Annotated in this window: 4 protein-coding genes; all 4 read right to left on the bottom strand. The window is 70.0% G+C overall.

Annotated elements, in window-relative coordinates; translation table 11 throughout:
• Positions 1–937 (bottom strand): DivIVA domain-containing protein (locus tag DM816_RS41510; RefSeq protein WP_246002744.1); only part of this gene is annotated, 937 nt, incomplete at its 3' end.
• A gap of 70 nt (positions 938–1,007) precedes the next feature.
• Positions 1,008–1,502, bottom strand: coding sequence for an amino-acid N-acetyltransferase (locus DM816_RS41505; protein ID WP_170318941.1), 495 nt, complete (start codon positions 1,500–1,502; stop codon positions 1,008–1,010).
• A gap of 1 nt (position 1,503) precedes the next feature.
• A complete protein-coding gene (locus DM816_RS41500) occupies positions 1,504–1,998 on the bottom strand; it encodes a DUF501 domain-containing protein (protein WP_117215895.1) in 495 nt (164 codons plus the stop codon).
• The coding region (locus DM816_RS41495; RefSeq protein WP_162908412.1) for an FtsB family cell division protein at positions 1,991–2,430 on the bottom strand (440 nt) is incomplete at its 5' end. The genes DM816_RS41495 and DM816_RS41500, both read right to left, overlap by 8 nt.

Below are 2,430 nucleotides of genomic sequence, written 5' to 3'. Positions count from 1 at the left end.
GCGCGGCCGCCGCCATGACCGCCGCCGCGGCCAGCTGGGCCACCCGCTCGGCCTCGCGCTGCACCCGCGCCCGCACCTGCACGGCGTGCCGCTCGGCCTGCTCGGCCGCAGCCTTGGCCTGCTCCAGCCGGTTGAGCTGGGTGGCGAGCTCCTCGTTGGCGTCGCCGATGCGCTGCTGCAGCCCCTGCAGCTCCCGCTCGGCCACCGCCGTCTCCTGCCGGAGCGTCGTGAGCTTCTGCTGCGCCTTGTCCACATTGGACTGCAGGGTCTCTGCCACCTGCCGCCGCGCCTGAATCTGCTGCTGGACGGTCGCGAGCTCCTTGTCGGCGATCGCCCGCTGCTGGGCGAGCTCATGCTGGGTCTGCGTGCGCAGCGAATCGGTCTCCTGCGCCGCCTGCGTGCGGGCCGCGTCGATGAGTGCCTCGGCGTCAACGCGGGCCTGCTCGGCGCGCCTCGCGCACTCCTCGGCGACCCGGGCGGCCTCCTGCTCGGCGCGCTCGCGGGCCGACTCGCCCTCGGCCACCAGCTTGTCGGCCTGCTCGCGCGCCTCGACGAGGGTCTTGTCCGCGCGGGAGTGATGCTGCGCGGCGCGCTCCATCGCGGTCGTGGTGATCGCCTCGGCCTGCTTCTCGGCCAGCGCGAGGATCTGGTCGACCATCGGCCCGAGGTGGCGGAAGGACGCCCGCTCGATCTGCGCCGGGCGCTGCTGCAGCTCGGTGAGCTCGGCGTGCATCTTGTGCAGCTGCGCCGTCAGCTCCTGCAGCTGGCCCAGGTTGCGCTTGCGCTCGGCGACCAGCTGCGAGATCTCGGCGTCGACCTGCTCGACGTATTGGTCGACCTGGCGTTTGTCGTAGCCGCGCATGGCGACCACGAAGCCTGGCTTGGCGATCACATCATCGTGCGTCACCACCGCGGGCTGCTGCTTGGTTTGAGACATCGGGCATCCTCCTCCAACGCAACCCCGTGGACAGGCCGCGTCATAGAATATGGCCCAGCAAAAAGGCGCGTCAAAGGGTGAGCAGCATCCGGGTGTTGCCCAGGGTGTTCGGCTTCACCCGTTCGAGGCCGAGAAACTCGGCGACACCCTCGTCATAGGAACGCAGCAGCTGCTCATACACGACCGGAGGCACGGGCGCCCCGTCGATCTCCTTGAAGCCGAACGACCCGAAAAACTTCGATTCGAACGTGAGCACGAAAACGCGTTTCACGCCAAGGTTTCTCGCGTCGTCGAGCAGCGCGGCGACGATCCGGTGCCCGATGCCCTGACCGACGCACCTGCGGTCCACGGCCACCGTGCGGATCTCGGCGAGATCCTCCCACAGCACGTGCAGCGCGCCGCAGCCGACCACCGTGCCGTCCTCGGCGACCGCGACCCAGAACTCCTGCACGTCCTCGTAGATCGCCACCGTCGCCTTGCTGAGCAGGCGCCGCTCCCCGCTGTATTCGTCGATCAGCCGCCGGATGCCCTTGACGTCGGTCGTGCGCGCCTTCCGGACGACGATCTCAGACACAGGGCCCCTCGGTCCACCACGGGTCGAGCAGCCGGGCGACCTCGTCGCCCAGCGGGTTGACCCCGGGACCGGCCGCGAGCGCGTGTCCTAACAGGACGTGCAGGCACTTGACCCGATTGGGCATGCCGCCCGCCGAAATGCCGGCTATCTCCTCCACGTGCCCAATGCTCTCACGCCGCTCCAGATAGGCCTCATGCGCGCGCTCATATGCCGCGCGCAGCTCGTCGTCGAGAGCCAGTCGGGCGGCCATCTCCTTCATCACGCCCGCCGACTCCAGCCGACTGCAGGCCGCGACGGCACGCGGGCACGTCAGGTAGTACAGGGTCGGGAACGGCGTGCCATCGGCCAGTCGCGGATTGGTCTCCACGACATCGGGCAGCCCGCACGGGCACCGATGCGCGATCGCCCGCGTGCCCCGTGTCGGCCGGCCGAGCTGCTTGCTTACCACCTCAAGGTCTTCCGGCGTGGGCTCCTCGGGCCTATCCATTGGCCGCGTCCACACTGAACCACAGCGTCTCGTACCACGTTTCGGGCTTGGGCTTGGCAGGCGGCTTGCCCGTGTCGATGGTGTCGCCCCAGATCGGGATCAGCGGGGTCTCGCCCCGCTGTACCATGTACAGCCGCTTGCGCACCTGGATTTCCAGGTACCGGTCGTCGTGCCACTTGGCCTCTTCGACCTCAAGGGCCGCGATGTGCTTGCGCTGCTCCGCCTGCGCCCTGCGCAGCGCGTCGATCTCGGAGACCTGGGTGAGGTAAACGCGCACGGGATAGGCATAGCCCAGCGCCAGCGCGGCGAGGATGAGCAGCAGCGCGATCGCCCGCCCGCCCAGTCCGCCCTCGCTGGGCGCGTGGGTCCGCTTGGCCGCGCCCTTGGCCGCCGGGCGGCGCACGGCGGCGGGCCGGTTCCCGGAGCGGGCGG

Origin of the sequence: Allorhizocola rhizosphaerae, assembly GCF_003426775.1 — a bacterium.
In the GTDB taxonomy this organism is placed as follows: Bacteria; Actinomycetota; Actinomycetes; order Mycobacteriales; family Micromonosporaceae; genus Allorhizocola; species Allorhizocola rhizosphaerae.
The sequence above is the reverse complement of the archived record's forward strand: the minus strand, read 5'-3'. Positions and strand labels throughout refer to the sequence as shown.

Bases quoted from the DNA above. Each gene is read 5' to 3' on its own strand.
- DM816_RS41500 (WP_117215895.1), bottom strand. From the start codon at position 1,998: ATGGATAGGCCCGAGGAGCCCACGCCGGAAGACCTTGAGGTGGTAAGC.